Here is a 25,766-nt window from a genome sequence, read left to right on the forward strand (position 1 = left end):
AAATTTGCCATAGGGTTAAAGTATGGAAGCCTTCCCGCGTCGTTCTTTTCGCGCAGAGAGTAAGCCGCACATGCAGAGTGCGGCTTTGCCTGTTTTGTCACCTTTGCAGGTGCAGGATCTGTTTGCCGCTCGGCTGGAAGAGATTTGTACAAGTTTTGAAGCTTGGCACTATCCATTGCTTGTTGGGGGAAAGCTCGGCACTGCCGTGCCCGGTGATGAGCGTGATGCTCTGCAATTATCCTTGACGGACGCATCGTTTGGTACGGCGATATCGGTTGATATTCGATCGGTTGCCTTTGAGGCCAGCGGTGCTGTCGCGGGGGATGAGGTGCGCGTGAGTGGTTTTTTGCGCGCGCGCGGGCAGCGAGGGCAAGCTGTTTTACGCTTTGAGGCTATTGCGATAGAACGCTGTGATCCTGCGCGTGAGTTGGCTGTTCAGGCGGATAAGAAGATACTGGATGTCTTACGGCGTCTGCCAGCAACGCGGGGTGCGTACCCTGAGCTGGAAGCGTTTTCTATGCTGGTTATTTATCCAGAAAGTGAACGCGATGGTGCGCTGGCTCAGTTCCGTAATGCTTTAGGCGGAGGGTTATACGCAGATTGTTCACGCTTTGTCGGATTGGATCATGAAGCGCCGCACCGTTTATTGGCGGCGATTGAAACATGTCGCGAAACAGTACTCGTACTGATCGCTGGAGGTAGAGGTTTTCCGACCGTTTGGTTTGATGATGCGTTGTTATTAGAGGCTTTGTCTCGTGTGGGCGCGTACCGCGTATTGGCTCTAGAAGATCACCATGGTCATGCATTGGCAGCCCGCATTGTTGATCAAAGTGTGACGAGCGCGGAAGAAGCCGCACGCCATATACGCGCCAAGAATGGTCGGTTGTGGCATGCACAAGAAGAAGAGCGGGCGCAAATGGAAGAGATCACAGCCCTGCGGGAAAGTGTTGAAGGGCTGTCTTTAGTAAAGCCTGCACTGTCAGTACAGGCACGTCTTGGTATCGCGTGTTTTATTTTTTTGGCAGGTATTGTTTTCGCGCTTGTTATCTCATCATTTAAGTAAATTTTTTTCTTCCTCTGTCGGGCGTATTCGTCGAATGGAGAAAGTGTCGAAGGTTACTACATCATCTTCGAAGGCTTTTTGAGGTTCGGTTAGGGCATTAATTGTAGCGTTTAAAGTCTGTGCATGGCGTAGAGGTGTTAAGTCTTCAATATCTTGATGGCTGTAGTGCTGTGCAAGATGTTGCGGCATGTCTGGATCCGCAAGCCATGGGTAATGCAATATTCTAGGAGCGGCGGGCCCTTTTCGGGGGGCTAAAACAGCTATGTGCTCGGTCCCGTCCCAAAAGGGCGAGGAGGTGAGGGGATGGTGAGAAGGGCGTGCAAAAATCCGGCCGGCATGGTGGTCGATAAAATCATCTGGAGCGCGATGGGAAAACGCGCTGATGGAAAGCTGTGCTGGTGTTTGAGATATGCTGGGGCCGAAGGTTTTCCAGTAAAGACCAATGCCGTGCTCATCGGTGCAATCTGCGAGGAAGGCGTCGAGAGGTTCATTCAGATCAAGGAATTCATCTTGGTCTAAAATGAGGAGCCAATGGTCTGATGGAGTGTGGTTGTGGGCTGTGTCGATAAGAACTATGCGGCGCTCTTCTGGGGGTAAGCTAGTGGTATCTGGGCGCTCGATAATCTCATACTCAATTTTGGTGTTTAGGGACTGGGCTAACGGCACTGTATGATCTGTTGATCCTGCATCAATAATGAGGATGCGCTCAAAGCCCTGCATGATATGCCACGCAACCCACTCTGTAAGGGTGGATGCGGCATTGTGGCAGAGAAGTGCACAGGTAGCCTTTGTCATGTTTAACGTAGCTCCACGCGAATAACCGGTGTTTGTATCGTTGGGTCGGTTAACGTGTGCAGTTCTATTTGCAGAGGTTGTGCGCCAGCTTTCGCGATATGCTGGGCAACCGTGCCAAGCGTGTCCTGTGTTAGGCGTTTCAGGAGAGCCTGTTGTGCTGCGAGTGTTGGTTGTGGCGGGGCAAGAGCCTGCACGATGAACAGAACATTGTTTTTATGTTGCAGTGCAACATGGGCCGCATGCTCTACGATGGGGCCATACTCAGCTTCAGCTGTACCATCTGAGATGGATAAAAAGGGTGCAGGGGGGTTTTTTGCTGCTGGTGCGGGAGGTTCGTATGGAACCGGTGGCTTTCCGGCCTGCGAGTCGAAAGTACGCTGATCAATTAACTGACAACCACCAAGAGCTGCTGTGGTAAACAGTACAAAAATGGTCAGGTAAAAAAAGCGCGATTTCATGCGGCCTCTAAGAGAATATGGAATTATAGATACGGCAATTTCTGATTGTATCAGGTTACAGGAACCAGCTGTTAGGACAAGATGGAAGTCGTGTTATGTCGAAAAACTGTCATGACCCCCTGTTGCTTCCAGCCAGTGGTGCTATGGATATTGCCGGTTCTTACGACATGCGGAGCACGCAGCCATGGCAGTAAAAGTTGCAATTAACGGTTTTGGACGTATCGGTCGTCTTGTCCTTCGTGGCATTATCGAAAGCGGACGTACAGACGTTGAAGTCGTTGCGATCAACGATCTTGGCTCAGTAGAGGCAAATGCCCACCTTCTGGCGCATGACAGTGTGCATGGCGCACTGCCCGGAACAGTACGCGCTGAAGGTAGCAGCCTGATTATTGAAGCAAATGGCCGTACCTATGGCCCGATCACGGTATCTGCTGAGCGTGATCCTTCTAAAGTTCCGTTCCAAGGCGTTGACGTCGCTATGGAGTGCACGGGTCTGTTCACATCACGTGATAAGGCTGCGGCTCTTCTTGAAGCAGGCGCTAAGCGCGTTGTTGTTTCCGCACCGGCTTCCGATGCAGACGCAACAATCGTGTTCGGTGTGAATAATGATGCCCTCACGCCAGATATGAAGATCATCTCTAACGCATCATGCACGACGAACTGCTTGGCTCCAGTTGCCAGCGTTCTGGATGAAGCGTTTGGCATTGAGCGTGGCTATATGGTCACGATCCATTCTTACACAGGTGATCAACGCACCGTGGATACCCTGCATAAGGACCCACGTCGCGCACGTGCCGCAGCACTGAACATGATCCCAACATCAACGGGCGCTGCTCGTGCGGTGGGTCTGGTTCTGCCACACTTGAAAGGCAAGCTGGACGGTACGGCTATCCGCGTTCCTACACCGAACGTATCGCTCGTTTCTTTGGACTTCGTGCCAGCCAAGAAGCCTGCTTCCATTGAGGAAGTGAACGATGTTGTTCGTGCAGCGTCAGAAGGTAAGCTTAAGGGCATTCTGAACTACAACACGGCACCGTTGGTGAGCTCGGACTTCAATCATTGCAAGGCGTCATCAACCTATGATGCAACGCAAACGGCATTGATTGACGGTGGTGAGCTGGTTCGTATCTGTGCTTGGTATGACAATGAGTGGGGCTTCTCCAACCGTATGGCCGATACGGCAGCTCTGTTCGGGAGCCTCTAATCATGGCTTTCCGCACGTTGGATAGCTTGGAAGCACGCGGTAAACGCGTGCTTCTCCGGGCAGACCTGAATGTGCCGATGCATGACGGCGTCATCACCGACACGACGCGCTTAGAGCGTGTGGCACCAACAATTCGTGAATTGTCTGAAAAAGGCGCACGAGTTGTTGTCCTGAGCCATTTTGACCGCCCGAAGGGGAAGGTTGTTCCGGCTATGTCGTTGCGTCCAATCGCGGCGAAGCTGGGGGAAGTGCTGGGGACGTCGGTATCATTTGTACCGGATTGTGTTGGGCCGACTGTGGCAAATGCGGTTTCTGAACTGAAGGACGGTGACGTTCTGGTTTTGGAAAACACACGTTTCCACGCTGGTGAAGAAGCAAATGATGCTGAGTTCGCAAAGGCTTTGGCCGCGAACGGTGATGTCTTTGTGAATGACGCTTTCTCAGCAGCGCATCGTGCACATGCCTCTACAGAAGGCGTGGCGCATGCATTATCCGCTTTTGCTGGGCGTTTGATGGAAGCTGAACTATCAGCACTCTCTGCGGCTTTAGAAAACCCAGAGCGCCCCGTCGGTGCGGTCATTGGGGGTTCTAAAATTTCCACGAAGCTCGATCTGATTGGGAACGTGCTCGCAAAGGTTGATGTTCTGTTCATCACCGGCGCTATGGCAAATACGTTCTTGGCAGCGGAAGGTGTGTCTGTCGGTAAATCTTTGCAAGAGCAAGATATGCACGCTACGGCACGGGAAATTTCAGCACGCGCCAAAGAAGTCGGATGTGAGATTGTCTTGCCTGTTGACGCGGTTGTTTCGCGTGAGTTCAAGGCAGGGGCGGCTTCAGAAGTTTGTTCTGTGAAGGCAGTTCCGGCTGATACGATGATTCTTGATGCAGGGCCGGAAACGGTTGAGCTGATTAAGAAGCGTCTGGCTGGTTTGAAGACGCTCGTTTGGAACGGTCCGCTTGGTGCGTTCGAAATTGAGCCCTTTGATAAGGCTACGGTTGCTGTGGCGCAGGAAGCTGCACGCCTGACGCAACTGGGGCAGTTGCGTACAGTGGCCGGTGGTGGTGACACGGTTTCAGCACTGCGTCATGCAGGTGCCGCAGATAAGATGAGCTATGTCTCAACAGCTGGTGGTGCATTCCTTGAGTGGTTGGAAGGTAAAGTTCTTCCGGGCATTGAGGTTCTGCGCGCAAGTGGTCATGACCTTGGCCTCGGCTAAAGCTACAAAACGCCGTGCGGAGGGACACCTCGGCACGGCGTTGCACTTTGGTTAATAACATTTTGTATCTTAGCGAAATAATTGTGTTTCAATTGTTGCGCAGCGCGGTCGCTATAGCGCAAAACTAAGAAGTGTTAATATGAACCTTCTTGGAACACCTTCGCCAATGTCCATAATCCTTACACGGTGTGTAGTGTCCGTTTTTCTTGGCTTGGTTATGTCTGGGGCTGGAGGGGCATTGTGTGCGGCTGAGAAAGTGGAAAGCAGTGCTTTTCACAAGATGTATCGTAATACAAAAATTATGGAAATGACGGCAGATCCGCGTGTTGGTGCGCGGTTGATGCATACAATGGCAAGGCCCTCTGAGACTTCTAAAGGGGAGGGGGTACCGCATGGTTTTGTGCCAGCGCCTTTGCCTGATGATGATATGTCAGCACCAATAGTACAGAAAGATAATACGGACCCATATTTACGGCCGCAGTTTTATCATCGGCGTATTGTGAACGCGAATGGTATGCAGACGAATGCCCACGACGATGAAAATCGCCGCGGGCACGGTGATCTGTCAGGCGGTGTTGCGTTAACGGTCCCGCTATCTCAATAAGCGTTCGCGCTTGCTCCGAAGAGCAAGGTTTCAGTCTTGGAAGCCGCTTTCTTTCCGGCGGCGTTCAACTTCAGAGGCCATGGCTTTTTGTAGTTTTTCCATGGCGCGCGCTTCAATCTGGCGGATGCGCTCCCGAGAGACACCGTAATGGTGTGACAGTGTTTCGAGGGTCTGAGGCTCTTCTTTGAGGCGGCGTTCAGACAAGATATGACGTTCACGCTCATTCAGAGTCATCAATGCCTGATCCAGAAGAGCTTTGCGGCCGCTGAACTCTTCAGAATCTGCAAAACTTTCTTCTTGGTTTTCGTGCTCATCGACTAACCAATCCTGCCACTCGCCGTCGCCGTCTAAGCGCAGGGGAGCATTAAGGCTATGATCTGGCGCGGCAAGACGTTGGTTCATAGATTGAACGTCTTGCTCTGGTACACCCAGAGTCGTGGCGATATCCGTCACTTGCTCAGGGCGCAAATCACCATCATCAATGGCCTGCATCTGCCCTTTCAGGCGACGCAAATTGAAGAAAAGTTTTTTTTGCGATGCCGTTGTGCCCATCTTAACCAGGGACCAACTGTGCAGAATGTACTCTTGCATTGCTGCGCGGATCCACCACATGGCATAGGTCGCCAAGCGGAAACCACGATCTGGGTCGAACCGGCGCACGGCTTGCATCATGCCGATATTGCCTTCGCTGATCAGTTCATTCACGGGCAAGCCGTAGCCACGATAGCCCATTGCGATTTTTGCAACCAAGCGCAGATGGGACGTGACGAGCCGATGTGCGGCTTTGACGTCTTGCTTGGACTGCCAGCGGCGCGACAGATCTAATTCTTCCTGCGGGGTAAGCAGTGGGAATTTACGAATCTTTTGCAGATACTGGGTCAGGTTGCTTTCTGGCCCAACAGATATGACGGCGGGAGATGCCATGTACGATCACTCCTTTCGCCTGGAGAACCTCGAGGCTGGACGTTCGTTGTCTGTTTTATAGATGTACGAACGAAGAGCCGTTGGGTTTCTTCACCAGGTGACGCGGTCGGGATTTTTGATGTCCCCGCCTGCATCCCCCATTTTGGGCCTCTGCAGACGGTACGATCCACTCCGGTGGTGCGTCACTCCATCCAGATTGCCTGTTTTATGACAGGTTAAACCGAATAAGTCAAATATTAAAAAAGGTTTACCCGATTAATGACTGCTGCAATTCGTGGAAATCGGCAGGAAGGGGAGTCTCAAATTCGAGGTTTTTGCCAGTTCTAGGGTGCACAAAGCCCAGTCGTGCCGCGTGTAGAGCTTGGCGTGGGAAGTCGAGTGCGGCCTCACGAGCTTCAGGAGGGAGGGGGCGTGCAGCACCGGGTATACGGCGCAGATAGACAGGGTCTCCAACGAGTGGGTGGCCTGCATGTGCCATGTGGACGCGAATTTGATGAGTGCGACCGGTCGCAAGGCGACATTCCACTAATGAAACGCTGGCGTGGTAAGAATTGAGCAGTTTGAAGCGGGTGAGAGCCACTTTGCCGCCGGATGTGACGACGGCCATGCGTTTACGGTCTCGCTTATCTCGGCCGATAGATCCGTCGAATTCACCTTGTGGGGGCAGCAATCCCCAAGCGAGCGCATTGTAGGCACGGTCAATGTCACGCGCAGCAAACGCTTCAGAAAGAGCATTGTGGGCCAGCGATGTTTTGGCAATGACCATGACGCCCGATGTGTCTTTATCCAAGCGATGGACAATCCCTGGGCGCTTTTCTCCGCCGATTCCTTCGAATCCCTCACCGCAATGGCCAAGTAAGGCATTGACCAGTGTGCCGCGCTCATTGCCGGGCGCTGGATGTGTGACAAGGCCTGCTTGTTTGTCGATGACGATCAGATCACGATCTTCGTACAAAATGGTGAGTGGAATATTTTCCGCTTCTGGTCGTGCCGGGGTCGGTGGTGGGAAGGAGAGGAGAAAAGACTGTCCTTCCTTTAGAATTTCAGAAGGGTTGTCAGCGGGGGCGCCATTTTTTTGGAGATGGCCGCCTTCAATCAGGCTCTTGACCCGTGAGCGGGAAATCGTGCCGATGGCTTCAGCAAGTGCACGGTCGACTCTTTGCCCAATTAAAGGGGTATCGACGGTGAGCAGGAAAGGTGTGAGAGGGTCAGACATGGATATGAATGTAGCGAAACAAGAGCATGGCGGCGAGTCCGGTGGATCAAAAGCGTTATTGGCGTTGGTGATTGGGATGGGCGTATTGATCGTAATTGGTGTTGCGGTGTTGATTGGTGTGGTGGTGACGCGGATTATGCATGGCCATCATGCCGCACAAACCTCTGTTCCAGCTAACGTTGAGCATGCCGAGAAAGTGACGATTCCACTTTTGCGCGGTGAACATATTACGCGTGTTATCGCGATGAATGACGGGGACTTGGCTGTTTCTGTTCAGGGCGATGCAGGCGAACGTCTTTTCGTTTGGGACCCAGAAAGTGGGCGTGTTGTCTCCGAAGCCGTCTTTATTCCTGCGCCCTAAGATGTGATGCGTGGCGTAAGGATGGATGTCATTAGGCCGGGGAAATACAGGTCTAACTCCTTACGCCGTAAAGAATTATAATGATGCAGCCCTTCAACGCGGGTTTGTAGAATACCGCTCTCTCTCAAGACATGAAAATGGTGAGACATGCTGGATTTAGGGCGGTTGCGTAGGAGTTCTGCGCAGGTTGCCTCGCCTTGTTCATGCAGTTGACGCACGATTTCCAAGCGAATGGGATCAGCAAGAGCGCGCAGGACTGTGAGTAGGTCGATAGATGAGAGGTCGGGGTTATCAAGATACGGCATGAGGCAAATATCCCTGCTTGCCTTTGTTTGGCAATGTTTTTAAGGTTCGATATGTATCGAACTAACGCTTATGCGTGAGCAGGAGTTTACAAAATGCCTTCTCTTTTTGATGCCATTAATCTTGGCGGATTTACGGCAAAAAATCGCGTTATCATGGCCCCTTTGACGCGTGCGCGGTCTCAGGTGGACGCTGTACCAACGGCGCTGATGGCTGAATATTATGGCCAGCGTGCTACTGCGGGCGTGATTATCAGTGAAGCAACGGGAATTTCACGTGAAGGACTCGGGTGGCCGAATGCTCCGGGCATTTGGTCGGATGAGCAAGTTGAGGCGTGGAAGCTGGTCACGGAGGCGGTCCACCAAAAGGGCGGTAAAATTGTGTGCCAGTTGTGGCATATGGGACGGATGGTACATTCTTCGGTCACCGGAGTGCAGCCTGTTTCGCCGTCTGCTACAGCGGCCCCCGGTGAAGCGCATACTTATGAAGGTAAAAAACCTTATGAGGTGGCACGCTCGGTCGATGCGGATGATATCGCGCGTATTTTGAATGATTATGAACGTGCTGCACGTAATGCGCTGGCCGCTGGTTTCGATGGTGTGCAGGTACATGCAGCGAACGGGTATCTGATTGATCAGTTTCTGCGCGATAGCACCAATCATCGAGACGATGCGTATGGTGGTGTGCCAGAAAATCGGGTCCGTTTTTTGCGCGAAGTTGTTGAGCGTGTGGTTGCGGTTGTTGGTGCAGATCGTGTTTCTGTTCGCTTGTCACCTAACGGTGATACGCAAGGTTGTATTGATAGTAACCCAGAAACAGTGTTTGTGCCTGCTGTTGAAGAGCTAGAGCGTTTAGGGGTTGCATGGCTGGAATTGCGTGAAGTTGGTGAAAACAGCACTTTCGGTCGTACAGATCAGCCGAAGCTTTCCCCGGTTTTGCGTAAAGTGTTCACGCGTCCGCTGGTTTTGAATCAAGATTATACGCGTGAAGAAGCGATTGCTGCAGTTGAAGACGGTATAGCAGACGCCATCTCATTTGGTCGTAAGTTTATTAGTAACCCAGATCTGGTACTGCGTTTGCAAAAGAACTTACCACTTTCTGAGGGGGATATGGCCACGTGGTATCGTCCCGGCCCTGAGGGTTATACAGACTATTTGACAGCAGAATAAAAACGACCAGCCAGTGTGCTGGTTATTGTTATAATGCTCGGCATTCTCTTGAAAAAAGAGAATGCCGATATGTCTTTAAATTTAGATGGTGCTAGTTTTTACGATGGGCGCGCTAATTCATATAGAGCAACGGCGGCTGCATTAGAGACGTTCAGACTCTCCATATTGCCTGGCATATATACACTGGCAATTTCATCACATGTTTCACGTGTAAGGCGACGTAGTCCCGCGCCTTCAGCGCCGAGAACAAGTGCTATGCGGCGTCCAGAAAATGTTGTGCCGTCTAGGCGTGTGCCGCCAGCATCCAGTCCGACGATCCAGAGGCCTTCGCGTTGCAAGGAAGCAAGGGCACGCGAGAGATTCACTTCACGTAAGATAGGTACAATATCGAGTGCGCCTGATGCGGCTTTTGCCATAGAGCCGCTTTCTTGCGGTGTGTTGCGGTCTTGCACGAGAACGGCGCAAGCGCCGAAAGCAGCAGCTGAACGCAAAATGGCACCGATATTACGGGGGTCTGTAACTTGATCCAAAACGAGGACAGGGCCGGGTCGTGATAGTGCATCAAGAAAATGTGGTGGCGTGAGTGGCTCTACGCGCAGGCATACGCCTTGGTGCACGGCGTCGCGGTCACAGAGACGATCAAGGCGCTCACGGTCTACGACTTGTGGTGATACGCGGGCATGGGCGAATTGGGCTGAAGCCTCTTGGGTTGCCAGAAACTCGTGGATAACCCGTTCTGGGTTGTCCAAGGCAGCTTCTACGGCGTGGTGACCATAGATCCAGTATCCGGGTTGATTGCGGGTGGGGCGCCCTGCGCGTGAGGGAGCGGAAGCGTCATGTTCCTTGGGGAGGGAAATGCGCTTGGGGGAGGGGGAAGAAGTGCGTCTAGCCATAAATTTTATATAATCGAAAAAAAGCGTTTGACATACCCAGTGATCCGACCTATCTATCCACCCGTCCCGGAGAGGTGCCCGAGTGGCTAAAGGGGGCGGACTGTAAATCCGCTGGCGTACGCCTACGTTGGTTCGAATCCAACTCTCTCCACCAGGACGCTTTCCTTAAGGAAAGAATATTGAGGCCCATACTTAAGAAGCCCTAAGGGGATAATTAAGTATGGGTCTTTTTTGTTTGATATACAATCCCTTTCTATTAAATAAGACTTCACAAGTTTGTGCACTATATTGGACTAGTTTAGGTCTAAATGAAGCGTTAAAAAGACATTTAAGTCACTTGAACGCTTCAGCAAGGGGGACGTTGCTGGAAATGCAGCACGATAAGATTAAAAAAACGGGCATTTTGAGCTTGGTGTGTATTTTAGGCTCATTGTCGTCGGGCGCGTACGCTAATGCTCAAACCTCTAATGAGGTAAGCAAAGATAAGGTGGGAAGCACGCCCGTCTTCACTCCTGTGACGCGGCGCACAGTGTCTGCGTCCTCTGGGCCGATTGTTTCCGATACGACAGAAGATCATTTTTTGCCGGCTAGTCTGCATGATTGGTTGACGCAAAGCACCATGACGGGGAACTGGGCAGGAGCGAGAACGCGCCTTGCACAGCGTGGCTTGGTTATCAATGGGCATTATTTGCAGGATTCCGCTGGTAACGTGAGTGGTGGTCGTTCGCAAAATGTGCGCTATGCGGACGAGTTTGGCGCAACTGTTGACGCGGATATCAAAAAGCTGACCGGGTATGGTTTGGGCTTTATTCACTTTGCAGTTACTGCGCGTCAGGGTCTGGGCCTTACGTCCAAACTCCCGGTGATGAACAGCCCACAAGAAATTTTTGGTTCTGGTGAGACTGTGCGTTTGACGCGTCTGTCGTGGGAAATGCCGTGGAACCGTTACCTCTCTACTGAGGTGGGTGAAATCAACAGTGAAAACGATTTTGAACAATCGTCGATCTATTGGGGTGGTAATCTGTACTGCCAATTTGAATCAAATGCGATTTGCGGGATGCCGCAATCAATCGCGATGAACTCAGGTTATGGTTATTATCCGACGTCCCATCCGGGAGCATGGGTTAAATTCTACCCAGCCGGCAATAAAGAATATCTGATTTCTTTTGGTGCATATTCTGTCGATCCAACAATTTCGAACACGCATAATGCTTGGAAAATGAACCTTCATGGTGCGACAGGCACGTTCTTGCCGTTCCAGTTGGGGTGGCACCGTGGTGGTGACAATGATTTTACGGGGCCTTTGCAAACCAATATTAAGGTTGGTGGATACTGGGATACGTCTGAAACAAAAGATGTGTACTCACAACTCTCCAGTTTTGAGATCGCCCCTCAGTATTTAGCATCAGCTCCGACGTCTAAAGTGCGTGGCCGTTTTGGTGGCTGGGTACAGGCGGACCGTATGTTGGAGCGTGATTCAGATGACTCGCAGCGCAGCACAGCGGTGTTCGGTTCGTTTACTTGGGGTGACCCGCGTACGGCGGTTGTGCCGTATTATGTGACCTTTGGTGTGGTGCGTAAGGGAACATTTGCAAGCCGTCCAAATGATACGGTCAGCTTAGGTATGAAGTCTGGCTGGGTGAATGCTAAATTGACCAATTGGGCACGGCAGATGCAGAAAAATGGTGCGAATATGCTCAGCCCGTCGGGTGAGCAATCCATCGAGTTTAACTACGGTTGGCGTCCAACGCCGTGGCTGTTGGTACGTCCGGGTGCACAGTATTACTGGAGCCCAGGTGGTACGAACCGCTACAAAAATCCTGTTCTGCTGGACTTGGAAACGGGTATTACATTCTAAAAGAAAACCGCCCTTCGGGGCGGTTTTTTTATGTGCCTAGATCGATAGATTGGATTGAAAAAGGTTTTAGGTCTGAAGGAAGATAAAGGGGGTGTTCGGGTCGTCCGGATTTACTCAGGCGCAGGGTGTGTAGGGTAATGCCGTGTTGTTCGAGCATAAGAGCAACATCTGTTCCTCTTTGGCGTAAGGTCTTTATTTGAGGTGAGCCATACGCCAAGATAACAAGGTCTGCATCTTTGGCTAAATGCAGAAGATGCGCGTCATTGTCAGGACCAATTGGGTCTTCAACCTCTATGAGGCGTTTTTGATCGGTGCAGCGATAAGCAAAACTATTACCGACTAAAATGCTGCCATACCCCCAACTGCGTGCGTAGCGTTGGCATTTGGCGACGGTACGGTCGTCGCCAAATTCTGTTGCAACAGAAGGGTTCATCATGAGCCACATGAGTGTTGGGGCGTTATCTTGCCATACGCGTTGTAATGCGTAGCGGTAACAGTCTTGAGGCCCGCCATAAATCGCTGAACTTATGACGTCATCGGTTAGCTTGAGTGGTTTGGCCTGTCCGACATTATGGTGTGCTCCAAAAAGATCTTTCATTTGGTGGGGGAAGCGCTCTTTTTGTTTTGTAAAGCTTTGACAGCTTCTAGTGTCCGCTCAACGTGTTCGTCAGGTGACATGGAGGCGTATGTTAAAACAACATGTCCATTTTGTGCGATGACATAAGATGTGCGGCTAGCCATTTGCAGGAGAGGCATTTTGGCTTTGTAGCTGTTGGTGATTTTGCCATCTGGATCAGCAATCACGCCAAAGGCTGAACGACATTCACTGACCGAAAACTTATCAAGCTTGGCAATAGGGTCCATGGAAATGCCAAAAATAGAGGCTCCGGCAGCTTTAAAATCAGGCACGGCATCGGCAAAGTCGTGTGCTTCAATTGTGCAGCCTTTTGTAAAGGCGGCAGGATAAAAATATAAAACCACGGGGCCTTTTTGTAGGGCTTCTTTGAGATGGAACTGGAATTCATGTCCCCCCATGCTGGCGGGGGCAGAAAAATCTTGAGCTATAGAGTTTGTTTCGAGGGCGGCATGTGCCGTTTGAGGTAAGGCAGTGCTTGCTCCTAATACAATGCTTCCGAAAGTCAGGGCATATTTAAGCGAGAGTGCGGGAAAACGTCGCATAAATGGATTTCCTAAAGCTTCTTTAAATGAGTGCAACTGAATGTCGCGTTAAAGGAATAAGATTAGAAGGTTTCTGGTGGTACGACAACGCAGGCTGTATGGGCCTGTAAGTGTTGGCATACATTTTCAGCGGAGGCATGGCTGAGGTTGGTAAGACGTGCACGGTACAAAAGGCCGTGAGCGGTATGAATGGGGGTAATCTGTACGGTCCCACCGTGGTTTTTATGAGCAGCATTTGCGGCAAGATGCGCTTGTGCTGAAGATGCATACGCCCCGACTTGGATTGCCCAATGTCCGGAGGTGATTTCTGGTGTGGTTGTTGTACGAGGCATTGGGGCGAGGCGGTAATGGATCCCAGATGCCGGCACTTCAGCGACAATGGATTGTGCTTGCAGTCGGTGTCCTACAGGTAGGACTTGAGCCGTGACGCGGTTATCGCTGAGTGTATCGTCAGAGAGTTCTTTTCGGGGGGGCAGCGTGGGGCGAGGTGGCGGTACGGATGGTGTGGCGTGAATACCGCGTGCAGCCCATGATGCGCTTACGTCTGAAGGAGAGGCGGGAGTGTTTGATTGTGGGGACGGATTGGATGGGGGCGTTGTTGCGCTTTCTGCTGTTGTGCTGGCCGCATCGTCTGTGTCAGGCTGTGCGGTTTGTTGGTCACGCTGAGCCCAAGCGGAACTGACACTCTGGCTTGTCGCGTTAGGTTGGTTATCATCGTCTGTATCCGCAGCGGTGCGGCTATTCGGATCATGATGCGAAACCAGAATATCGGCTGCAGAACGATTATGGGGCCAGTAACCAGCAATTTTGGGGCCAATAGAGGCTACATAGCGGCGCGTTTCCCGTGGGAGGGCGCGGCCACGACGTAGGTAGCTATCTAGGCTGCCAGGGCCATCATTATAGGCGGCTAGAAATCCGGGGCTTCCGTAAATATCGTACATTTGGCGGATATAGGCTGTTCCGGCCAAAATGTTGTCATGTGGGTCATACGGGTCGTCATTGAGGCTATATTGATTGCGCAGGTCGTCATAGGTGGGGGGCATTAATTGCATAAGCCCCATTGCCCCGGGCACGGAGGTTACAAAATGTCCGCTGGAATCAAAAAGGCGTCCACCAGATTCCCGCTCAATGACGGAGCGGATCCAGCGTTCTGGCACATCAAAGCGTTCTGACGCTTCGTGAATGTAAGGGCCCCAAGGATCATTGGCGGGGCCGGGTGGAGCATAATAGGATTTAGCATGCGCCTGATAATGCTCAGCTTCCTGTACCACAGGCAGAGGGGTGTCTGAGGGAGTGACATCAGCTTGGTTAGCGCAGGCGGCCAAAAGGCTGATGGCGCCGAATGCCATGCCCGAGCGTATTAAGTTCATGTTAGAGCTTTTGATGGAGCTGGGGCAGGTAGGGCTGGGCATGGGTGGCATGAGACCTAGCGGCTAGATGGACGAAAGTTCTGTCATTCTTAGGAGGGGAATGAGGCAAAACTGAGAAAAACCTGAACTCTTGTTGCACTAAGTGTAGGGAGTGCTGGCGGAAGTGGCTAGGGTGCATCCAAGAGATGTTCTGTAATTTTCAGAAAATATTCTCGTGCTTGCCGCCTCGGGGCTTATTCGCTACTGGAACGCTATGACAGTTGATCCTTTTGTGCCCACGACAAGTGTTCAATCAGGTTCAGAGCCTGACTGTCCGGAGCGTTCTTTTTCACACTCGGCCATATGGGCAGATTTGCGTGAAACGCGAAAGCTTTTAGGGCTGGGGATCGCACTGGGCTGGCTGGATATTAAGCTGCGTTATCGTGGATCTGTATTGGGGCCGTTTTGGCTGACTGTTGTCTCCTCTCTGATGGTTGTTTCTATGGGGGGGCTTTACAGCACACTTTTTCATATGAATTTGACAACATATCTCCCGTTTTTGGCGGTCTCGCTGATGTTGTGGCAGGCGGGGATTGCAGCGCAAGTACAAGATTCATGCGGTTGCTTTATTGAGGCCGAGGCGATGATACGGGCAAGTCGTTTGCCTTTACCGCTTTTTGCAGTGCGTGTGGTTGTTCGTAATGTCATTATTTTTGCGCATAATATTGTCGTACCTTTGGGGGTCTTTGCATTTTATCATGCTTGGCCGGGCGTGGCTGCACTTTGGGCGCTGCCGGCCGCAGCCTTGTGGGTGATCGACGGTTGGGCGTTATGTTTGCTGTTGGGGGCATTATGTGCGCGTTATCGTGATATCCCCCCGATTGTCGGTGCTTTAATGCAGGTAGTGTTTTATGTAACGCCGATTATATGGGCCCCCGTGCAATTGCATGGTTATGCACGGTTTTTATTACTCAACCCTTTTTATGCGGTCATTGAAATTTTGCGTCAGCCGCTTTTGGGGCAAAGGCCAGACACGGTACTCTGGGAAATTGCGCTTGGAGCAAGTGTGTTGTTATGTGGGGCCGCAGCTTTGGTCTACAGTAAGGCACGGGCACGTGTCGTTTTTTGGATGTAATGAGGCTGCCTGTTCATGACGTATATTCATCTGCGTGATGTATCGCTCACGTTCCCGGTGCTTCACGGTGCATCGAAATCGTTTAAAAAAACGGTTTTTTCACGCGCTAAAAATTCCGTAAAAAAAATACGACAGAGTGCTGCTGTAGGTGGTGCTATGACGATGGATGAATCTGGAAGTGGCTGTCTTTTGGTGCAGGCGCTTGTAGGGTTAACCTTGTCTTTCCAGCCGGGGGAACGGGTTGGATTAGTTGGTCATAACGGTGCCGGCAAGACGACGTTACTGCGTGTTTTGGCTGGTATTTATGAGGCGACGGAAGGGCATGTAGGTGTGCAGGGAGAACGGCATGCTTTGATAGATCCGCAATCCGGTATGAACCCTGAACTGACAGGCCGTGAAAATTTAAGGTTATTTGCACTGCGTTTAGGGTTGAAGAAGGAAGATGTGCTCCGTTTTGAAGCGGATGTTGAGGCATTTGCAGAACTGGGTTTGTTTTTTGATCTGCCTTTGCGCCTTTATTCATCAGGTATGGGGGTTCGGTTGGGGTTTGCACTCGCAACTTTACCAAGGCCTGATATTCTTTTGATGGATGAGTGGTTTATGGCTGGAGACCAGAACTTCCAGAGTAAGGCTGAACAACGCTTGTCTCAGATGGTGTCTTCGGCGGATATTGTGGTTGTGGCATCTCATTCGCTGAGCGTATTGCGCACGTGGTGTAACCGTATCGTTTGGATGGAAGCGGGGCGCGTGAAGATGGATGGCCCGACGGAAACGATTTTAGACGCATATGAGGAGTTTTTGAGCAAAGTGTGAGGGGGTTTTTGCAGCGTTGCTATGCCTGCGCTATGATGCGGATGTTGATATCCTTTCATAATGGGAGACGTAACGATGTCTTATGCAGCTATTGATGCAAAGCGGGTTGTGAAAGCAGCGCAAGCAGCCCTGAAAACTCTTTCACATGCTCAAGAACAATCAGAAGCCCATCAGCGTAAGACGTTGATGATTGAGCGTATTGCAGCGCTGGCTCTCGCGGCGTCAGAAACTGAAGGTAGTAATGCGATTACGCTGACATCAGAAGAGTTTTGGATGATCTCTAAAAACTGGTAAAAATTTCATCCTTTGTAGGATGCAATTTCCACGAGATTGCCATCAGGGTCGTGGCAATATACGGAGATCAAAGGGCCGAGCGCACCAATTCGTGCTGTCGGCCCTTCGACAATATGGACGCCGCATGTCTTTAAATGCTGAAGAATGTGGGCACTTTCTATAGCGGTCGTAAAACAAAGGTCTGATGTGCCGGGCTGTGCGCCTTCGGCGGTTTGCCAACCTTCAGCGCTTTCTGGGCGAAGGTTGATTTTTTGCCCTCCAAAATTGAGGCTGACGCGGTTATTGCGGCCGTATTCTTCGATATCCATCCCCAAAACACGTTGATACCACGAGGCTGAAACATCACGATCGCGAACGGTCAGAACAATATGATCAAGGCGGTCAACGGTGAAGCGCATGGAATGCTGTACTCGTTGTTGTTGCGGGGATAGGGGGGACTAAGGGGTTGGCCTTTTGCGGAAGGCCGCTAAGCTGACGATTTCAGCGTCGCCAGATGTGCTTTCATCGGCTTCTTGCTCTGGTAGAGAAGGGGGGGGGCTTGCAGTGTCCGTCGTTGCTTCTGCCGATGTCTGCTCGGAGAAACGAAAAGCCATATGCATATGTGGGTCAGCAAACGCTACAACAGCAGAGACAGGGATAATGAGTGGGCTAGGGACGCCGCCAAAAGAAAGGGTAACGCGAATTTCTTTATGTTCGGGGTCAACACTCAGGTCAGTAAACTGGTGTTGCAGAACAATGGTCATCTCTTGTGGGTATTGCGCGGAGAGACGGCTTGGAATGTTGACGCCAGCAGCGTTTGTTTTGAAGGTGAGGTAGAAGTGATGCTCACCGGGCAGGCCTTCTTGGGCAACGTGTGAGAGTGCGCGGCACATAACCCCACGATAAGCGTCTTCTATCCACGTATCATAAGGGAGAAGGCTCTCCGGCAAGTTGGCTTCGAAGTCGTCGTTATGGTCGTCACTCATAGTCGCAAAACCGTCAAACTTTTGATAAAGGTTCTTAAGGTCTGCGCCAGACATAAAGACTTGGCAAGGGGTTTTTATATATAAAAAGAGGTGGGAGGGCTTCTGTTGCCCGGTGCCCTCCCGAACCGCGCTTATCGCTTATGCAGCAACAGCGAGCACCTGTGAGTTATCATTGGCACTTAAAAGTTTAGCCCGATAACGGCGGTACAATGCCGGGCAAAAGGCAAGTCTTTACCATGCGTGTCGAGCCTGTTTCGTCCCCACAAACACCGGCTTATGCTGGTGTGTTGTTTTGGTGGAGACGCCGGGCACTGCCCCCGGGTCCACAACAATTATTCCACTTACCGTTTATCACCATAGCCAGGAAAACCTGAGCAAGATCGTTATAGTCTTTTTGATTTTCGTCTGCAAGTCTCATCATGAACGTGGGTGACTTGTGGTGGGTTTTGATGGTATGCCATCAGCATGGCACTGACATCTGAACAACGCGCTGAGATTGAATCTCTGCGTCTCGAACCAAAGCTGACCTCTCGGCCGACTGTCCCGGCGATGGAAGAGCTTCTTGCTAAGCCGATCGAGGTGCTCGATCATGGTTTTTTACGTGTTGTCGACTACATGGGCGATGATAGCGCGGTCGTGCAGGCTGCGCGTGTTTCTTATGGTCGGGGTACGCGAAAGACGTCAGAAGATGCGGGGCTTATTCGCTATCTCATGCGTCACCGTCACTCCACGCCGTTTGAGATGTGTGAAATCAAATTCCACGTGAAGCTGCCTGTTTTTGTGGCGCGTCAGTGGATTCGTCATCGTATGGCGAGTGTCAATGAATATTCGGCACGTTATTCCATTTTGGATCGTGAGTTTTACCTGCCAAATTTAGAGCAGGTGGCATCGCAAAGCTCATCTAATCGGCAAGGGCGCAGTGATGCGTTGGATGCTGAGAAAGCGCACGAAGTTTTAAATCTCTTACGTAATGACGCCAGCCGTTGTTATGATCATTACGAGGAGCTTTTGGATGAAGATCGTTATGGTTTGGCGCGTGAATTGGCGCGGATGAACCTAACGCTCAATACCTATACGCAGTGGTATTGGAAGATTGATCTGCATAATTTTATGCATTTCTTGGCGCTGCGTGCAGATCCACATGCACAGTATGAGATCCGCGTTTATGCGGAGAAGATGTTGGATGTTTTGCGGGCGTGGGTTCCCCAGACCGAGGCAGCTTTCCGTGAATATCGATTGGGTGCGTTCACTTTTTCAGCGGGTATGTTGCGTGTGTTGCAGCGGCAGCTTTCTGGTGAGAGTGTCACTCAGGAAAATTCGGGCCTTACAAAGCGTGAGTGGTCCGAAATGAACGCGGCTTTGCAAACCTCATGAATGATTTGCAATCCCTCCTCTCTTCCGCAAGGGAGGGGGGGCAGCCAGAGCCGGTAATGAAGCCACGTTTTTTTGGTTTATGGTTAATTCTAGCTATTGATGTTGTTTTGGTTATTGTGGCGTTATTAATTCATTTTTTATGGCCTGTTTCTCATTGAATTAAAGTTCGAATTTATTCACTGTGTGGGATAGGTTCGTAAAAATGAGGAGCGTTATATGGGTCTCGAATACAATGACTACTATGACGGCGAAACTGTTTTGCGTGCTGCTATTGCGCGGCCTTCACGCGACAAGGCTCCGGCTGTCTTAATTGCCCACCAATGGGCGGGGCGTGGCGCTCTTGAACACAATATAGCTGAGCGTCTTGCCGAGCTCGGTTATGTTGGTATTGCGATTGACTTATTTGGTAAAGATATCTCTGGCTCTTCGGGAGGAGATAATACGCATCTTATAGAGCCGTGGCTAAAGAACCGTGTAGGTTTGGCGCGGCGGGTTTTAGCCGCTGTTGAATTTGCGCGCTCTTTATCTGGGGTGGATACCGATCAGCTTGCGGTTGTAGGGTATTGTTTTGGTGGAATGGCAGCATTGGATCTGGCCCGTTTGGGGGGAGGAAAGGTGCGGGGTATTGTCAGTCTGCATGGCTTGTTGGGCAGTGACCCTTCGCTGAGCGGCGATGATATAACGACTAAAATCGCTGTATATCACGGATGGGATGACCCTTTAGCTATACCTGAGCAGGTCTTAGCTTTTACTCAAGAAATGACGTTTAGAAAGGCAGATTGGCAATTGCATGCTTATGGTCATGTTGGGCATGCTTTTACTAATCCACATGCGAATAAACCAGAGCGGGGTTTGCTTTATAATAGTTTGGCTGATCAAAGATCATGGCATGGTATTATTAGTTTTCTGAATGAAATTTTGGAATAATATTTTATCTCTCTCTACCAAGAGGGAATTTTTTTCGGTATAAGATTGTTAGTTAACTCTATTTTAAAGATTTTTGGTGGTTATTTTTAACAAATCAACGTCTTTAAAAGGAGAGGTATAGTTTTTTGATGAATATCTTAAAGCGTAAGGCTTTTTTTAAATTAAGAAGAATTATTGGGTATAAAAAATGACGTCTTCGTTGAATTTTTTGTCAGTCCGTGAGGCGGATTCTTCTGTATTTCGGTTAAAATTAATCGGCCGTATGGAGGCGTTTACAGTAGATGGTAAAAGTATTTTACCTATCGGTGGAAAAACGCGTGCACTGTTGGCTATTTTAGCGCTGGCTGAGCGTAAGCCTGTTTTGCGGTCGCAGTTAGCGGAGTTGTTGTGGAGCAAGAGGCCAGAAGATATGGCGCGTGCTTCACTGCGCCAGGAAATTCATCGTTTGCAGGAGGCATTAAGGCCGCTGGGGGTTAATGTCGTTGATGTTCAGCGTAGTTCTCTTACCTTAAAGCCTATTTTGACGTCTGTTGATGTGGAGCGCTTAAAGTCTGGTGGCTTAAATGCTGCGGGCGCTTTTATGGAAGCAGGAGAAAAACTTCTTCCTGATTTGGATGGCGTTGATCCAGCATTAGATGAATGGTTGGAAGTACAGCGTTTTAATTTACGCAAATATTCGATTGCTCAATATGAAGCCTCTTTGTTGGAAGTGCGGGACCTTGCGGGCATAGAAGATGCAGCATCACGTTTGCTGGCTATTGATGAATTGAATCAGGCGGCTTGGTGTGCACGTATTGAGGCTGCCGTCAGGGCGCATGATCTAGCTCAGGCGCGCTCTTTTGTTATTCAATTTAAGCGTCTTGTGTCGGAGGCGCCGACAGAAATATATTTGGAACAAGCTACGCAAGACCTTTTGGAGAGGGTCTTACGTTATGATCAAAATACAGCCTTGGGTCATTTTCCGAGTGAGATGGAGTTGGTAGCTCCTTTTTCTAAGGAAGTATGTCCTTTTAATGACAGGAAGCATGCTCAAGGCTTTGGAGTAAATTTAGGCTTACTGCCAGATAGTGGGGATATTTCTTTTTCTGAGAGTGACCCGATGCTGGTTAGCCCTTTTCATATGAAAAGTGGAAAACCTGATATCGCACGGCGTATTTCGGTGCATATTCAAAGTCCTACGATTTTGGAGCCGGAGCATTGGAAAAACTGCCCAAGTTCAGATGATCTTCATGAATGTCTGGAGATGTTTTTTCTCAGGGCTAAACTTTTTCAGGTTGTTCCTTTTCAAGGAAATGGTGAAGGAGAAGATTATATTGATTTATGCAAAAAATCTGGAATTGATTATGTAGTCCGCAGCATTTTACGTGTTGGATTTCAAGACAGTGTTCCAAGAATTATTGTTCGTTTGATGGACATTCGTTCGGGAGGTATTGTTGTCTGGGGAGGTTATGAGAGTGTAGCTGAATTAAATAGTCAAAATATAGATAAAATTTTGGGGGATATTTTTTCAGATATTCATTGGTCTATCGTTTTTTCTGATTTAATGCGTGTATCGAGCCGCAAGGATGAAGAGCTCTCAAGGTTTGGTAAATCCATGAGGGCGGTGGGGCTGTCTTTAAGGTTTAATACAGCGTCTTTTGATCGAGCTATAAAATTGATTGGCGCTCCTTCGGACGAAGCGCATACAGCATTAGCGACGACTATAACGGCGCTTGCGCGTTTGAATAGTGATTTTCAGTCTTCAGCTTCAGAAATTATCCAATGGGGTATTGAGGGGGCGCGTCAGGCAATGGCGTTGCAACCAGAGCGATCGGCTGTTGCTTTGTTGTGGGGCTTATTAACTATGGTGGAGGGCGATGCGTTGCTCTCATCCGTGTCTCATAAAACGTCGTTGTACTCTGTGATACAGGGGGCGGGTGTTCCATTATCTGCCAGAGAGCATTCTATGTATGCGGCACTTGAAGCGCTTTTGGATCAGGATGCCGTTTTAGCGGCGAAGATGGTTCAGGAGATGTTGGGGACAATGAATGGATCTCCTTTGAGGGCGTTTTATGAAATGTTATTTTTAATGACATTGGTGGTTGGTTTGCCTGAGGGCAAGGCGCTTGAGCAGGCTAATCGTATGGTATGTCTTTACCCACGTCACCCAATGAGTGCCGTGTCGTTGGTCGTTGCAGCGGTAAGAACTGGCTTGCAGGGAGAAGAGCGTGCAAGGATTTTTCAGCATGTGCGCTCGCTTGTGCCGGCATTAACGATTGAAGATGTGTTGAAGCGTTGTGCTTATCTCCCACAGCAGGGAGTGGCTATGATTCGGAGTGGCTTAATGCAGGCAGAATTTCAGTGAAATGACGCTTTAAGAGTTCTGATGCTTGGCCTAATCGTATTGGCACGATAAGAGAGCATATTCGCATTGCTTTTGGCAGGGCTCGCCACCTTGTCTTTTTGCCTATGAGTGGCCTTGGCGTGGCCTGCAGGACTTTTGATAATGTCTCGCAATAATATGATTGCTCGGTGCGCAGTGTCATCCGCTGACGTTTGTGTGAAAATGGTCGGACGGGCTCGTGGTGAGGTCGCTTCGCCTTGGAAGTTTGCAGGCTTGTTTGCTTTTGGTGTGCTGGCAGCATGCGGGAGCAGCCGTGATCCCGGAAGTTTGGCAACGCCGCATAATCACCTGCTGGGTGTTGATCGTGGCGCTGAAGGTGGCGCAGATGATCTGAAGGGCGGTGTAAATGCTTATTTGTGGCGTGGTGCCATTGATACGCTGTCTTTCATGCCATTATCTTCAGCTGATGCTGTTGGTGGGGTGATTTTGACGGACTGGTATCAGCCACCTGCAAGTCATGGAGAACGCTTTAAAATTGCGGCCTATGTGCTGGATCGACGTTTGCGCTCGGATGCTTTGCGTGTGGCTGTTTTCCGTCAAATTTTTCAAGATGGTGCATGGCAGGATACACCAGTATCTGCGACCACAACGTCTGACATTACAACACGTATTTTGACACGTGCCCGTCAGTTGCGTGCAGAGAATGGTGAACGGGACAACTGAAACGAACATGAACGACGTACCAAACGCTTTTGACTTTCACGCGCGTGAACCTTTCTGGCAGGCAGAGTGGGACAAGCGCCAAGCATTTTCTGTGCCGGATGTTCCTGAAGATGGACGCCCGAAATATTATGTGCTGGAGATGTTTCCATATCCATCGGGGCAATTGCACGTAGGGCATGTGCGCAATTACACCCTTGGGGATGTGGTCGCGCGTTATAAGCGGGCTCAGGGCTTTTCTGTGTTGCACCCGATGGGGTGGGATGCGTTCGGGCTTCCCGCAGAGAATGCAGCGCGTGAGCGCGGTGTGCACCCTGGTCAGTGGACCATGGATAACATCGCGGCGATGCGGGAAACGCTTCAGCGTTTGGGGTTCTCGTTGGATTGGGATCGTGAAGTCGCGACATGTCAGCCAGAATATTATGGACAGCAGCAAAAGCTGTTTTTGGACATGCTGGCTGATGGCTTGGTTGAGCGCCGTGATTCACAGGTTAACTGGGACCCTGTTGACGAAACCGTTTTGGCGAATGAGCAGGTCGTTGATGGACGGGGTTGGCGCTCTGGTGCGCTGATTACGAAGAAAACGCTGTCTCAGTGGTTCCTGAAAATTACAGATTTTGCGCAGCCTTTGCTTGATTCCTTGGGGGATCTTGATCGTTGGCCTGAGCGTGTGCGTGTCATGCAAGAGCGCTGGATTGGCCGCTCGGAAGGTGCGCGCGTCCGCTTTGCACTGCATAACCGTCCAGAAAATTATGGGCCGGAGTTTGATGGCGTTGATGTGTTCACCACACGTCCAGATACGCTGTTCGGTTTGAGTTTTATTGGTCTGTCTCCAGATCATCCGTTGGCGGCTAAAATTGCAGAGACGAACCCGCAAGCTAAGGCATTTATTGAAGAGTGCCAGCGTGCAGGCACGTCTGAAGAAGTGATCGAAGCGGCTGAAAAAGTTGGCTTTGACACCGGACTGGAAGTTGTTAATCCGCTAAACCCGTCACAGAAAGCGCCTGTTTGGATCGCGAATTTTGTGTTGATGGGTTATGGGACTGGTGCTGTTTTTGCATGCCCATGTGGTGATCAACGCGATCTTGACTTTGCGCGTAAGTATGATCTGCCGGTACCGCAAGTATTATTGCCTGCTGGTGAGGACGCTGCAAGCTTTACGGTTGGTACTAAGGCTGTTTCTGGTGACGCATCTCTCTATAATTCAGACTTTTTGAATGGTTTGAGTGTTGAAGAGGCGAAGCGCGTTGCATTGGAGCGCTTAGAAGCTCAGGGTATTGGGCGGAAAGTTGTTAATTGGCGCTTGCGTGACTGGGGTATTTCCCGTCAGCGTTATTGGGGTTGCCCGATCCCGGTCATCCATTGCTCTGAGTGCGGTACGGTTCCGGTTCCTGATGATCAATTACCGGTTGTGTTGCCTGAAGATGTGACGTTTGATCGGCCCGGGAATCCTCTGGATCATCACCCGACGTGGAAACATGTAAACTGCCCGCATTGCGGTAAAGAAGCGACGCGTGAGACGGATACGTTTGACACGTTTGTTGATAGCTCGTGGTATTTTGCGCGCTTTACCAGTCCTCATGCTTCGACGCCGACTTTACCAGAAGCTGCAAATGCGTGGTTGCCGGTTGACCAATATATTGGCGGCATTGAGCACGCGATTTTGCATCTTTTGTACGCACGCTTCTTTACCCGAGCCATGGAAAAGACTGGTCATGTTGGTGTGAGTGAGCCGTTTGCAGGTTTGTTTACACAAGGCATGGTGACGCATGAGAGCTACCGTGACGATTCTGGATGGTTGTATCCAGAAGAAGTGGAGCGGCGCGGCGAACAAATTGTCCGTAAGGATACGGGTACGGCTGTGAATGTTGGGCGTTCTGAAAAGATGTCCAAGTCAAAGCGTAATACCGTTTCACCGCTGGAAATTATTGAACGTTATGGTGCGGATACCGCGCGTTGGTTTGTGCTTTCTGATAGCCCGCCAGAGCGTGATATGGAGTGGACGGCTTCGGGTGTTGCTGCTGCTGCCCGTTTTGGTCAGCGTCTCTATCGTTTAATTTCCAGCGTTGCTGAACAAGATGCACGTGACTCTGCTTTCCCTGACGGGGCTTTGTGTTCAGTGGCGGATGATCTCCGCCGCGCTACGCATCGTGCTGTGCAAGCGGTTACGGAAGCATTGGATGCTTTCACGCCGAATGTGGCTGTGGCACGGTTGCACGAGTTGACGTCGGCACTGGCTGATGCCTTGAATAAGAAAGGTGATGGTCTGCCGGCTGCACGGCGAGAAGCTGCTGTTGCACTGTGTCTTCTGGTGGCGCCAATGATGCCGCACTTGTCAGAAGATATGATGGCTACTCTTGAGCCAGGTGAAGCATTGGTTGTTGAGCGGGCATGGCCTGTGGCTGATCCTGCTCTTTTGACGGCGCGTCAGGTGACGATTGCTGTCCAAGTTCTCGGCAAGCTGCGCGGTACGATTGATGTGCCACCGGATGCCCCGCGTGATGTTGTGTTGGCGGCGGCTAAGGCAGAAATCAATGTTGCACGTGCTCTGGAAGGGAAGCGTCTTGTGAAGGAAATTCACGTGCCGAACCGTATCGTTAACTTCGTGATTGCAGGCTGATC

General features: G+C 50.6%; 26 protein-coding genes, 1 tRNA gene and 1 other RNA gene. 16 read left to right on the forward strand and 12 right to left on the reverse strand.

Annotated elements, in window-relative coordinates; all coding sequences use genetic code 11:
- Positions 1-22 precede the first annotated feature (22 nt).
- On the forward strand, positions 23-1,063 hold the full coding sequence (locus tag KB213_RS08715; protein ID WP_211682250.1) for an exodeoxyribonuclease VII large subunit: 1,041 nt from the start codon (positions 23-25) through the stop codon (positions 1,061-1,063).
- Here the strand turns inward: KB213_RS08715 and KB213_RS08720 are convergent.
- Entirely contained in the window at positions 1,052-1,858 is an 807-nt protein-coding gene (locus KB213_RS08720) for a glycosyltransferase family 2 protein (RefSeq protein WP_211682252.1), read from the reverse strand. The two genes, KB213_RS08715 and KB213_RS08720, sit on opposite strands and share 12 nt — an antisense overlap.
- Before the next feature lie 2 nt (positions 1,859-1,860).
- On the reverse strand, positions 1,861-2,316 hold the full coding sequence (locus tag KB213_RS08725) for a hypothetical protein (protein WP_211682254.1): 456 nt from the start codon (positions 2,314-2,316) through the stop codon (positions 1,861-1,863).
- A 184-nt stretch (positions 2,317-2,500) separates the two neighbouring features.
- Here KB213_RS08725 and gap point away from each other — a divergent pair, with 184 nt between their 5' ends.
- The 3 genes from gap (at position 2,501) to KB213_RS08740 (ending at position 5,341) form a co-directional block, all read left to right on the forward strand.
- Positions 2,501-3,520: a type I glyceraldehyde-3-phosphate dehydrogenase gene (gene gap / locus KB213_RS08730; RefSeq protein ID WP_068170238.1), complete on the forward strand. Its 1,020-nt coding sequence runs from the start codon at positions 2,501-2,503 to the stop codon at positions 3,518-3,520.
- 2 nt (positions 3,521-3,522) lie between these two features.
- Positions 3,523-4,737, forward strand: a complete 1,215-nt coding sequence (locus KB213_RS08735; RefSeq protein WP_211682256.1) for a phosphoglycerate kinase — start codon at positions 3,523-3,525, stop codon at positions 4,735-4,737.
- Positions 4,738-4,930: 193 nt separating this feature from the next.
- Positions 4,931-5,341 (forward strand): hypothetical protein, encoded by a 411-nt coding sequence (locus KB213_RS08740; RefSeq protein ID WP_211682258.1) that lies wholly within the window; start codon positions 4,931-4,933, stop codon positions 5,339-5,341.
- Between the two features lie 30 nt (positions 5,342-5,371).
- On the opposite strand, the gene rpoH is transcribed toward KB213_RS08740, so the two are convergent.
- The gene (gene rpoH / locus KB213_RS08745) at positions 5,372-6,265 is read right to left on the reverse strand and encodes an RNA polymerase sigma factor RpoH (protein ID WP_211682260.1); all 894 of its coding nucleotides are present in this window, start codon (positions 6,263-6,265) and stop codon (positions 5,372-5,374) included.
- A gap of 247 nt (positions 6,266-6,512) precedes the next feature.
- Positions 6,513-7,481: an RluA family pseudouridine synthase gene (locus KB213_RS08750; protein WP_211682262.1), complete on the reverse strand. Its 969-nt coding sequence runs from the start codon at positions 7,479-7,481 to the stop codon at positions 6,513-6,515.
- Here KB213_RS08750 and KB213_RS08755 point away from each other — a divergent pair.
- On the forward strand, positions 7,480-7,842 hold the full coding sequence (locus KB213_RS08755) for a hypothetical protein (protein WP_211682264.1): 363 nt from the start codon (positions 7,480-7,482) through the stop codon (positions 7,840-7,842). The genes KB213_RS08750 and KB213_RS08755 overlap by 2 nt on opposite strands.
- Here the strand turns inward: KB213_RS08755 and KB213_RS08760 are convergent.
- Complete coding sequence (locus KB213_RS08760) at positions 7,839-8,147, reverse strand: ArsR/SmtB family transcription factor (RefSeq protein ID WP_068170220.1); 309 nt, start codon at positions 8,145-8,147, stop codon at positions 7,839-7,841. The genes KB213_RS08755 and KB213_RS08760 overlap by 4 nt on opposite strands.
- A 93-nt stretch (positions 8,148-8,240) precedes the next feature.
- Here KB213_RS08760 and KB213_RS08765 point away from each other — a divergent pair, with 93 nt between their 5' ends.
- On the forward strand, positions 8,241-9,314 hold the full coding sequence (locus KB213_RS08765; RefSeq protein ID WP_211682266.1) for an alkene reductase: 1,074 nt from the start codon (positions 8,241-8,243) through the stop codon (positions 9,312-9,314).
- 98 nt (positions 9,315-9,412) lie between these two features.
- Here KB213_RS08765 and rlmB read toward each other — a convergent pair whose 3' ends face one another.
- Positions 9,413-10,207 (reverse strand): 23S rRNA (guanosine(2251)-2'-O)-methyltransferase RlmB, encoded by a 795-nt coding sequence (gene rlmB, locus KB213_RS08770; RefSeq protein ID WP_211682268.1) that lies wholly within the window; start codon positions 10,205-10,207, stop codon positions 9,413-9,415.
- Positions 10,208-10,275: 68 nt separating this feature from the next.
- Here rlmB and KB213_RS08775 point away from each other — a divergent pair.
- Positions 10,276-10,361, forward strand: a tRNA-Tyr gene (locus tag KB213_RS08775).
- Between the two features lie 216 nt (positions 10,362-10,577).
- Entirely contained in the window at positions 10,578-12,065 is a 1,488-nt protein-coding gene (locus KB213_RS08780; RefSeq protein WP_249110406.1) for a carbohydrate porin, read from the forward strand.
- Between the two features lie 28 nt (positions 12,066-12,093).
- Here the strand turns inward: KB213_RS08780 and KB213_RS08785 are convergent, their stop codons facing one another.
- The 3 genes from KB213_RS08785 to KB213_RS08795 form a co-directional block, all read right to left on the reverse strand.
- Positions 12,094-12,663 carry a DUF1643 domain-containing protein gene (locus KB213_RS08785; protein ID WP_211682271.1) on the reverse strand — a complete coding sequence of 190 codons (570 nt, stop codon included), beginning with the start codon at positions 12,661-12,663 and terminating at the stop codon, positions 12,094-12,096.
- A complete protein-coding gene (locus KB213_RS08790; RefSeq protein ID WP_211682273.1) occupies positions 12,660-13,244 on the reverse strand; it encodes a peroxiredoxin in 585 nt (194 codons plus the stop codon). The genes KB213_RS08785 and KB213_RS08790 overlap by 4 nt, the downstream gene beginning before the upstream one ends.
- A 62-nt stretch (positions 13,245-13,306) precedes the next feature.
- Complete coding sequence (locus tag KB213_RS08795; RefSeq protein WP_249110408.1) at positions 13,307-14,614, reverse strand: transglycosylase SLT domain-containing protein; 1,308 nt, start codon at positions 14,612-14,614, stop codon at positions 13,307-13,309.
- A gap of 214 nt (positions 14,615-14,828) precedes the next feature.
- Between KB213_RS08795 and KB213_RS08800 the strand changes: the two genes are divergently transcribed.
- The 3 genes from KB213_RS08800 (at position 14,829) to KB213_RS08810 (ending at position 16,835) form a co-directional block, all read left to right on the forward strand.
- A complete protein-coding gene (locus KB213_RS08800) occupies positions 14,829-15,728 on the forward strand; it encodes an ABC transporter permease (RefSeq protein WP_346266697.1) in 900 nt (299 codons plus the stop codon).
- A 15-nt stretch (positions 15,729-15,743) separates the two neighbouring features.
- Positions 15,744-16,541, forward strand: coding sequence for an ABC transporter ATP-binding protein (locus KB213_RS08805; protein WP_211682276.1), 798 nt, complete (start codon positions 15,744-15,746; stop codon positions 16,539-16,541).
- A 75-nt stretch (positions 16,542-16,616) separates the two neighbouring features.
- Positions 16,617-16,835 carry a hypothetical protein gene (locus KB213_RS08810; protein ID WP_211682278.1) on the forward strand — a complete coding sequence of 73 codons (219 nt, stop codon included), beginning with the start codon at positions 16,617-16,619 and terminating at the stop codon, positions 16,833-16,835.
- Between the two features lie 5 nt (positions 16,836-16,840).
- Here the strand turns inward: KB213_RS08810 and KB213_RS08815 are convergent, their stop codons facing one another.
- The 3 genes from KB213_RS08815 to ssrA all read right to left on the reverse strand — a co-directional run bounded on the left by KB213_RS08815 (position 16,841) and on the right by ssrA (position 18,215).
- Positions 16,841-17,233 carry a VOC family protein gene (locus KB213_RS08815; RefSeq protein WP_211682280.1) on the reverse strand — a complete coding sequence of 131 codons (393 nt, stop codon included), beginning with the start codon at positions 17,231-17,233 and terminating at the stop codon, positions 16,841-16,843.
- A gap of 39 nt (positions 17,234-17,272) precedes the next feature.
- Complete coding sequence (locus KB213_RS08820) at positions 17,273-17,800, reverse strand: SspB family protein (RefSeq protein ID WP_211682282.1); 528 nt, start codon at positions 17,798-17,800, stop codon at positions 17,273-17,275.
- A gap of 91 nt (positions 17,801-17,891) precedes the next feature.
- Positions 17,892-18,215, reverse strand: a transfer-messenger RNA (tmRNA) gene (gene ssrA / locus KB213_RS08825).
- Between the two features lie 50 nt (positions 18,216-18,265).
- Between ssrA and thyX the strand changes: the two genes are divergently transcribed.
- The 5 genes from thyX (at position 18,266) to leuS (ending at position 25,764) form a co-directional block, all read left to right on the forward strand.
- Positions 18,266-19,174 (forward strand): FAD-dependent thymidylate synthase, encoded by a 909-nt coding sequence (gene thyX, locus KB213_RS08830; RefSeq protein WP_211682284.1) that lies wholly within the window; start codon positions 18,266-18,268, stop codon positions 19,172-19,174.
- 216 nt (positions 19,175-19,390) lie between these two features.
- Positions 19,391-20,101, forward strand: a complete 711-nt coding sequence (locus KB213_RS08835; protein ID WP_211682286.1) for a dienelactone hydrolase family protein — start codon at positions 19,391-19,393, stop codon at positions 20,099-20,101.
- Between the two features lie 409 nt (positions 20,102-20,510).
- The gene (locus tag KB213_RS08840; RefSeq protein ID WP_211682288.1) at positions 20,511-22,445 is read left to right on the forward strand and encodes an AfsR/SARP family transcriptional regulator; all 1,935 of its coding nucleotides are present in this window, start codon (positions 20,511-20,513) and stop codon (positions 22,443-22,445) included.
- A gap of 141 nt (positions 22,446-22,586) precedes the next feature.
- Positions 22,587-23,147 (forward strand): DUF3576 domain-containing protein, encoded by a 561-nt coding sequence (locus KB213_RS08845; RefSeq protein ID WP_408903736.1) that lies wholly within the window; start codon positions 22,587-22,589, stop codon positions 23,145-23,147.
- A 7-nt stretch (positions 23,148-23,154) separates the two neighbouring features.
- Entirely contained in the window at positions 23,155-25,764 is a 2,610-nt protein-coding gene (gene leuS / locus KB213_RS08850) for a leucine--tRNA ligase (protein WP_211682290.1), read from the forward strand.
- The last annotated feature ends 2 nt before the right edge of the window (positions 25,765-25,766 follow it).

The organism is Neokomagataea anthophila (assembly GCF_018122595.1).
GTDB lineage: Bacteria > Pseudomonadota > Alphaproteobacteria > Acetobacterales > Acetobacteraceae > Gluconobacter > Gluconobacter anthophilus.

Bases quoted from the DNA above. Each gene is read 5' to 3' on its own strand.
- KB213_RS08715 (WP_211682250.1), top strand. From the start codon at position 23: ATGGAAGCCTTCCCGCGTCGTTCTTTTCGCGCAGAGAGTAAGCCGCAC.
- KB213_RS08720 (WP_211682252.1), bottom strand. From the start codon at position 1,858: ATGACAAAGGCTACCTGTGCACTTCTCTGCCACAATGCCGCATCCACC.
- KB213_RS08725 (WP_211682254.1), bottom strand. From the start codon at position 2,316: ATGAAATCGCGCTTTTTTTACCTGACCATTTTTGTACTGTTTACCACA.
- gap (WP_068170238.1), top strand. From the start codon at position 2,501: ATGGCAGTAAAAGTTGCAATTAACGGTTTTGGACGTATCGGTCGTCTT.
- KB213_RS08735 (WP_211682256.1), top strand. From the start codon at position 3,523: ATGGCTTTCCGCACGTTGGATAGCTTGGAAGCACGCGGTAAACGCGTG.
- rpoH (WP_211682260.1), bottom strand. From the start codon at position 6,265: ATGGCATCTCCCGCCGTCATATCTGTTGGGCCAGAAAGCAACCTGACC.
- KB213_RS08755 (WP_211682264.1), top strand. From the start codon at position 7,480: ATGGATATGAATGTAGCGAAACAAGAGCATGGCGGCGAGTCCGGTGGA.
- KB213_RS08750 (WP_211682262.1), bottom strand. From the start codon at position 7,481: ATGTCTGACCCTCTCACACCTTTCCTGCTCACCGTCGATACCCCTTTA.
- KB213_RS08760 (WP_068170220.1), bottom strand. From the start codon at position 8,147: ATGCCGTATCTTGATAACCCCGACCTCTCATCTATCGACCTACTCACA.
- KB213_RS08765 (WP_211682266.1), top strand. From the start codon at position 8,241: ATGCCTTCTCTTTTTGATGCCATTAATCTTGGCGGATTTACGGCAAAA.
- rlmB (WP_211682268.1), bottom strand. From the start codon at position 10,207: ATGGCTAGACGCACTTCTTCCCCCTCCCCCAAGCGCATTTCCCTCCCC.
- KB213_RS08780 (WP_249110406.1), top strand. From the start codon at position 10,578: ATGCAGCACGATAAGATTAAAAAAACGGGCATTTTGAGCTTGGTGTGT.
- KB213_RS08785 (WP_211682271.1), bottom strand. From the start codon at position 12,663: ATGAAAGATCTTTTTGGAGCACACCATAATGTCGGACAGGCCAAACCA.
- KB213_RS08790 (WP_211682273.1), bottom strand. From the start codon at position 13,244: ATGCGACGTTTTCCCGCACTCTCGCTTAAATATGCCCTGACTTTCGGA.
- KB213_RS08795 (WP_249110408.1), bottom strand. From the start codon at position 14,614: ATGAACTTAATACGCTCGGGCATGGCATTCGGCGCCATCAGCCTTTTG.
- KB213_RS08805 (WP_211682276.1), top strand. From the start codon at position 15,744: ATGACGTATATTCATCTGCGTGATGTATCGCTCACGTTCCCGGTGCTT.
- KB213_RS08810 (WP_211682278.1), top strand. From the start codon at position 16,617: ATGTCTTATGCAGCTATTGATGCAAAGCGGGTTGTGAAAGCAGCGCAA.
- KB213_RS08815 (WP_211682280.1), bottom strand. From the start codon at position 17,233: ATGCGCTTCACCGTTGACCGCCTTGATCATATTGTTCTGACCGTTCGC.
- KB213_RS08820 (WP_211682282.1), bottom strand. From the start codon at position 17,800: ATGAGTGACGACCATAACGACGACTTCGAAGCCAACTTGCCGGAGAGC.
- thyX (WP_211682284.1), top strand. From the start codon at position 18,266: ATGGCACTGACATCTGAACAACGCGCTGAGATTGAATCTCTGCGTCTC.
- KB213_RS08835 (WP_211682286.1), top strand. From the start codon at position 19,391: ATGGGTCTCGAATACAATGACTACTATGACGGCGAAACTGTTTTGCGT.
- KB213_RS08840 (WP_211682288.1), top strand. From the start codon at position 20,511: ATGGCGCGTGCTTCACTGCGCCAGGAAATTCATCGTTTGCAGGAGGCA.
- KB213_RS08845 (WP_408903736.1), top strand. From the start codon at position 22,587: ATGTCTCGCAATAATATGATTGCTCGGTGCGCAGTGTCATCCGCTGAC.
- leuS (WP_211682290.1), top strand. From the start codon at position 23,155: ATGAACGACGTACCAAACGCTTTTGACTTTCACGCGCGTGAACCTTTC.